The 5,430-nt window shown below is 42.0% G+C and carries 5 protein-coding genes; all 5 read right to left on the bottom strand.

The genetic code is table 11. The annotated features are described in order from the left end of the window. Window positions 1–111: 111 nt before the first annotated feature. The 5 genes from ACTB0Y_RS02590 to ACTB0Y_RS02570 all read right to left on the bottom strand — a co-directional run bounded on the left by ACTB0Y_RS02590 (window position 112) and on the right by ACTB0Y_RS02570 (window position 5,141). Window positions 112–909 carry an ABC transporter permease gene (locus ACTB0Y_RS02590; RefSeq protein WP_463205231.1) on the bottom strand — a complete coding sequence of 266 codons (798 nt, stop codon included), beginning with the start codon at window positions 907–909 and terminating at the stop codon, window positions 112–114. Next, window positions 902–1,522, bottom strand: a complete 621-nt coding sequence (locus tag ACTB0Y_RS02585) for an ABC transporter ATP-binding protein (protein WP_463205230.1) — start codon at window positions 1,520–1,522, stop codon at window positions 902–904. Before ACTB0Y_RS02585 ends, ACTB0Y_RS02590 begins: the two co-directional genes overlap by 8 nt. Window positions 1,523–1,563: 41 nt before the next feature. Next, the gene (locus ACTB0Y_RS02580; RefSeq protein WP_463205229.1) at window positions 1,564–3,036 is read right to left on the bottom strand and encodes a T9SS type A sorting domain-containing protein; all 1,473 of its coding nucleotides are present in this window, start codon (window positions 3,034–3,036) and stop codon (window positions 1,564–1,566) included. 104 nt (window positions 3,037–3,140) lie between these two features. Beyond that, entirely contained in the window at window positions 3,141–4,418 is a 1,278-nt protein-coding gene (kynU, locus tag ACTB0Y_RS02575; protein WP_463205228.1) for a kynureninase, read from the bottom strand. 27 nt (window positions 4,419–4,445) lie between these two features. Further along, entirely contained in the window at window positions 4,446–5,141 is a 696-nt protein-coding gene (locus ACTB0Y_RS02570) for an SGNH/GDSL hydrolase family protein (RefSeq protein ID WP_463205227.1), read from the bottom strand. Window positions 5,142–5,430: the final 289 nt, after the last annotated feature.

The following is a 5,430-nucleotide window of genomic DNA, read 5'->3' as shown; positions in this document are numbered from 1 at the left end:
TTCAGCTGATTAAGAATATGGTCGAAAAATGTGCTCTTTATAATTGCTTGGTTATGTGTGTTTAAGAAATCCAATATTTTTTCTACTTTCCTGATTTTTAGACCAAAATTTTCAAGTTGGGTTAAAAATATCATAACGCAAATTCCTGAAACCATCAAAAGCAACGGGTGTGGTTAACCAGAGTGCAAGCAGCACGGTAAGCATATTGTTGCAAAATATGGCCGTCATAATGGCCACCTGGTATTTGATGGCTGTAACAGGCAGTGAACCACCCAGAATCTGGCCCGTCATCATACCGGGTAATGAAACCAGGCCAACTGTGGCCATTGTAGCCAGCATTGGATTTATGGAAGCTTTCAAAGCATCGCGGTAAAACGGGCGTAGGGCCTGCCCATGTGAGGCTCCAAATGCCAGCATCGTTTGATAGGCTTCCTTTTGCGACTGCAGGGTTGAAAAAAACCGATCTACACCAATGACATTTGATTTAAGCGTATTGCCCAAAAGCATTCCCCCTATTGGAATGAGGTAATGGGCATCCAGCAGGTCATCAAGGTTAATAATTAACCAGTCGAAATAAAAAACGATGAGCATTAATGGCAAAACCGAAGCCAGAAAAATCCGGATAAAAAATACCCGCCATTTGATTCCACATGAATTTATAGCTGAAAATGAAGCTACTACTGTCATTAAAATTAGGTATCCAACGTTTACAAGCGCATGATTATATTCAAAAATGTAGTGCAGGTACAAACCAACAAAACCTAATTGAACACCCATGCGGGCAGTAGAAATCAGAATACGTTTCCACAGGCCAAGTTTCAACCAGCTGGAAATAACCAAAGGTGGCACCACCAATAGAAAGGCAAATACCATGGCCCAGAATCCGATATTGGCGGTAGGCTCACCCATTTAGCGTAATTTTTTTCAGGTCAATTTTATCCCACTCACCATCATGCGCAGTGATTATCACCGTAGCATTTGCCTGTTGAACAGCTTCTAAAATCAATTGGCTATTCTCAGCATCAAGGCCACTTGTCACCTCATCAAGCAACCAAACATTGCGTTGCATGAGCGTAAGCAAACTAAAACAAACACGCTGTCGCTCTCCGCCGGACAGTTCTCCGGTTTGTTTGTCCAAAATACCTGGTTTTAAATTAAATTGTAAAAAGGCTTTGTGAACCGCATCCATTGAAAGTTGTAATTTGCCATTACCATCGAATTGCATCCACTCCTCTACAAACCGTTGAAGTGGCATGAGCGGCATGGGTGCTGATTGAGCAATGTATCCAACTCTTGATCGAAGGCTGTCCACATTCCCGTTACTCAATGTTTCGCCATTGACCAGTATGGTTCCCTCATCGGGTTGAATAAAACCAAACAACATTCGAAGTAATGTAGATTTACCGCTACCCGATGGCGCCTGTATCCAAACTTTTTCGCCATCGTGCACCTTTAGCGAAAGCTGATCAAATAGCTTTTGCTCCTGTAAAGTGAGATTGATATTTTTTAATTCAATATCCATGCTTACAGTAGCAAAATTACAAGTAAACTATGAATTGCACACTATTCTTTCAGTATTTTACCGGAGCTGACTAAGCTGTTTTCATTCATAATGCGGTACAGATAAAGCCCAGCCGGAACTTCGCTGGTATTAATGGTATTTTGCTTTTGAATAGGCTCTTTGAATACAATTTGGCCGCTGGAATTCCATATCTCTAAATTAATCTTCACACCACTCTTTTTCTCCAGGTCAATGTGCAAAACATCATCAACCGGATTGGGATAGATGCGAACGTTTGAAGCAGGCTGTTCCTCCAAACCGGAAACCTCAAAGTTCAATGGAGTACCAACCTCTGAATTGCCCATCTTGTAATACACAAATTGGTTGTATGGATCACAGAAAGTTCCGGTATTGTCATAATACCAGGCACCCAGACCGCAAATACCCTCTGTCTCATAATAAGTATATTTACCAGACTTAAATGGAAGTAATGTCCAATATTCACCCTGCCTTTCAATTGACAAATAATACTTAATCACAGATATTCGATGGTTCCTGAATTTTAAACCAGCAACGAGCGCATAATCATCATCACCCTCATAACGATAAGATGGTATCACATCAAGCGGGGTTTTACTGTATGTTCGGGTGATTGTATCAATAGCCTGTGCGATTACAGTGTCATTTCTCCACTTTTTATATTTCCGGTGAAAAGTGAGAGCTATATTGTGTACTGAATCAATGCGGTTGAGCACTTTTTTAATTGTCCATGTATCAACGGTTGAAATATCGGGTTCTGAACCAGTGCAGCCAAAAGATTGTGTATGAATTTCATCCCCGGGATACCAGTCAAACAAATCAGCATCGGAAATGGAATCGGTAAATGCCGGATCAAATGCATCAGCTGTAATCTGATCACTATCAAAACTCTTGTAAAATGTAGGGATATCGCCATATTCCTCATTAATAATACCCGGAAAAACTACAATATTGAAAAAACTGATAAGGCCGGACGAGCTTCCAAATGAAAAGGATTTGTTGTGCACCGAGCCATCAAAACCAGAGTTATTTTCGGCGTAAATAAAGGTCACAGTTTTAACGGTTTCAGGATCGCCCGACATAGTTGTATCAGTTGTTTTCGAGGTAACCTCAGCCCACACAGTGTCATTTTCTTTAGTGTAGGCAACCCATGATTCGCCCACATCGCGATTGGTATAAATTCGTATGCTGTCATCGTGCCGGTTAAAAAGCACATACAGCCCCTGAGCCGTGTCCCATATGGCATACTGGCCAAGGAAGCCCGGTCCGTTGGCGTCAAAGAGCATCTCATCCACATAATTGAGCATACCCTGAAATTCGTAATGTTTACAACCATCCACGTATTCAGCAGATAGCGTATTATAAGGGAATACCCAGGGTAAATAATTTTCATCTTCCATGAAAACAGTAAAGTCATCATTGAAAAACTGATACTCTTGAGCCTGAAGCACAGTAAGCATCGGTAATACAACCGACAGGAGTAGAATTTTCTTCATAGCAGTTTCATTTTGAGTTAGCTATATGCAATTTACGCAAAAACAAACCCAGAACAAAATATATTTGTAGTAAAAGATACTTATTCTTTTAGCAGATTTTCCGCTCATGTAACTTCATCACGCGCTGCAGAGAATTGGGTGTATAATTTTTCTTTTACAATGCGCTGGAGTTGCTCTGTGGCTTCAAATATTTCACTGTAGGTGGTATACAATGGTGTAATGCCCAATCGAATATTGTCGGGCTCCCGAAAATCAGGGATAACGGACTTTCCAAAAATATTTTTGTCAATCAAAGCTTTACAAATGCGATACGCTTCCTGGTGTTTAAGCGAGACATGCGAACCCCTGTACCCTGCGTCAGTTGGTGTGCCCAACCTATAACCCAAAGGTTGTAACACTTCATAAAAAAGGGCAATAAGATAATTGCTCAGACTAAGGCTCTTCTCTCGTATCTTGTCCATGCCAACTTCGTTGAGCATATCCACTGCGGGCTCAATGGCCGTTAGGGATAAAACCGGTGGTGTGCCGGCCAAAAACTTTCTGACACCTTTTGCAGGACTGAAGTCAAGCCCAAATTCGAAGGGGTTATTTTCTCCGAACCAGCCCCAAATGGGAGAAGTGAGCTTTTCCTGTAAATCTTTGCGCACATACAGAAAAGCCAAGGCACCAGGACCGCCGTTCAGGTACTTGTAGGTACAACCTATGGCCATATCAACGTTACAACCATTCAGATCGACCGGCACAGCGCCCACAGCATGGCTCAAATCCCAAAGCATAAGCGCTCCTTTGTGATGTACATGCTCTGTGATGGTTTTCATATCGTACATGTAAGCGCTTTTAAATACCACATGCGACAGGGTCACCAGCGCTGTATCATCATCAAGCAGGGAGTCAATTGCCTCAGTACTAATGGAGATACCATCTTCACTTTTAGCCAACTCCAACTTGTGTTGCTGACCAAACAATTCAATTAATCCTTGCAATAAATAAATGTCAGACGGGAAATTTAATTGGTCACTGATGATCTTCGATTTGCCTTTTTGAAGTTTTAAAGCGCCGTAAGCCAATTTGAACAAGTTCACTGAGGTAGAATCAGCCACTATTACCTCATCGGGGTGCGCCCCAATTAACCGGGCTATTTTTGCGCCAATTTTCTGCGAACGGTCATACCATCCTTCATTCCAGCTTCGAATTAGCCGGTCTCCCCACTCCTTATCGATCACCTGTTTTAATCTTTCCGGGGTTGAGGTGGGCAATGCACCAAGCGAATTTCCATCGAGATAAATAAGCTCAGGGTCATTGAGTTCGAACCGTTTCCGGTATTGCTTTATAGGGTCTTGTTCATCCAATTGGCGAGCATATTGGGCAGAAAAAATATCCATAAACTAAAATCTTCTATTCGTTCAACATTAAGGGTTAAAGGTAATTGCGTTTTTGACCTCATCAAACATCAGGTCAACCCATAATTTATACATTTTACCTGAAGGATGCAGGCCATCATCCGCAATCAATTCTGGTTGCGCTGCAGCTTGCCTTGAGATGGGTGTTATATTGACAAAACTCACACCTTGCTCTTGTGTCTCCTCCATTTTTACGGCATTGTAGGCATCAATTTCCTGTGCTATTTGCTCGCGGTCGCGCCCTTCGGCAAAAGGTGTTACGCCCCAATCCGGAATAGAGATCACAACAACTTTTTCAGGATTTCCACCCGCAAAAGCAATGGCTTGCTCAAGCAAGGCAACATATTCCTCCCGAAAATTCTCCACAGAACGACCCCGGTATTGATTATTGACACCGATGAGCAGTGTAACAAGATCATAATTACCTGAGATATTCGCTTCCTCGATACCGGCTGCCAACTCATCGGTCGTCCAGCCGGTAGTGGCTACAATTTCAGGGTTATTCACCTTTATACCGTCCGCGCGCAAAGTATCTGCCAATTGAACCGGGAACCGTTCCTGTTCACCTACACTTTCACCAATCGTATAAGAGTCGCCCAATGCAAGATATTTCATAGTTTTTACATCATTTTGTGCTGTTTCTGTATTACATCCATGTTGCCATGAAATAAAAATAATGAGTAGGAAAAGGCCCAGATGTTTCATTGTAATGAGATTTAATTTGGTGTTAAAATAATAATAAAAAGTGAGCAGATAAAATGTTTTGATCAAACCCGGGTGTCTCAAAGTCTGCACAATCCCAAAATTGGAAAGCAGTCATGGCGAGACCCATTTTTTTAGTTTAGTAATGCAGAATGACGTATAGCTTTTTCCGTTTTTTAGGTTGAAATTCATGTGCTTAGTTTTTTAAATTATTTCACGCCACGAGCGCCACGAAAAATACGCTACGAACGCTACGTGTCTAACGTTGCGGTCGCTGCGCATTCGTTGCGAG

Source organism: Salinivirga sp. (genome assembly GCF_055145285.1).
Note: the sequence above shows the minus strand (reverse complement) of the source record. Positions and strands in the feature narration are given on the sequence as shown.